Here is a 1,240-nt window from a genome sequence, read left to right on the forward strand (position 1 = left end):
TCGTTGATCAGACGCTGGGTGAACAATTACAAACAATTTGGCGATGAAGGCTTAATGCGCTCTAGAAATAATCGTGCGTACAGTGTAGAGTTTAAGTTAGAAGCCATCACACGCTACGAAACGAGCGAATGCAGCTACCAACAATTGGCCCTTGAACTCGGCTTAACGAATCCGTCCATCATCGCTAACTGGCGGAGACAGTATCGGGAGGAGGGCATTGAGGGGCTGCGATCACACAAGCGAGGGAGACCTGTGACGAAGAAAGACGACCGCAATCAAGCACCAAATCCTTCAAAGTCGAGTGAAGATCTTGATGCTTCCACACGGGAGGCATTGGAAAACCGCATCAAAGAATTAGAAGCAGAGAATCGGAAACTTACCATTCAAAAAATGTTCTGGGAGCAGTTAAGGAGTTTGGAGAAGGAAGAAGCAATGAAGAAAAGGCGAAGATCGTCGCCAAACTCCGAGAACAATTCCAACTAAACGAGATCCTCGCCGCCATCAACTTTCCCAAATCCACCTTTATGTACTGGCAGAAAAAGTGGAACGAAGAAGATAAGGACCAAGCCTTGAAAGACGAGATCTTGGCCATACGGCGCGAACACAAAGACTACGGCTATCGAAGGATCCACCTGGAGCTGAAGAACCGGGGATGGGCGATCAACAAAAAGAAAGTTCAACGGCTGGTTCAGGTCATGGGCCTTCAAGTCCGCGCCTATGGCAGGAAGTACAAGAAGTACAACTCCTACAAAGGCGTCGTCGGTAAAATCAAGAAGAATCGAATCAACCGCCGCTTCAATACCTGTATCCCCTACCAAAAAATTACCACCGACACCACGGAATTCAAATACTACGAAAAAGACAAAGCAGGGAAACTTCAAACAAAGAAACTCTACCTCGATCCGTACATGGACATGTACAATCTGGAAATCATCAGCTACGTCCTCTCCGATCAGCCCAACGGGATCACCATGCTACGGGGCTTAGAAGAAGCCATCGAGCGGACCGGCGCCTGCCCCTACCGCCGCACCTTCCACTCCGATCGCGGGTGGGGTTACCAAATGAACGCCTATCAAGCCATGCTGAAAGAACACCACATCTTCCAAAGCATGTCCAGAAAAGGCAATTGCTACGACAACGCACCCATGGAAAACTTCTTCAGCGTACTGAAAAGAGAAATCTATGCCGGCCACGTCTACCAAAGCCGGCAAGAACTCGTTCGGGCCATTGAAAATTTTAT

Annotated in this window: 2 protein-coding genes; both read left to right on the top strand. The window is 48.5% G+C overall.

Going from position 1 to position 1,240, the window contains the following annotated elements; genetic code table 11:
• Positions 1–483, top strand: a 483-nt coding sequence (locus KO087_RS09505; protein WP_215508987.1) for a helix-turn-helix domain-containing protein, incomplete at its 5' end; no start/stop codon positions are given.
• Positions 450–1,240, top strand: a 791-nt coding sequence (locus tag KO087_RS09510) for an IS3 family transposase (protein WP_251375030.1), incomplete at its 3' end; no start/stop codon positions are given. The genes KO087_RS09505 and KO087_RS09510, both read left to right, overlap by 34 nt.

Origin of the sequence: Peptoniphilus rachelemmaiella, assembly GCF_943169845.1 — a bacterium.
GTDB classification, from domain to species: Bacteria; Bacillota; Clostridia; order Tissierellales; family Peptoniphilaceae; genus Aedoeadaptatus; species Aedoeadaptatus rachelemmaiella.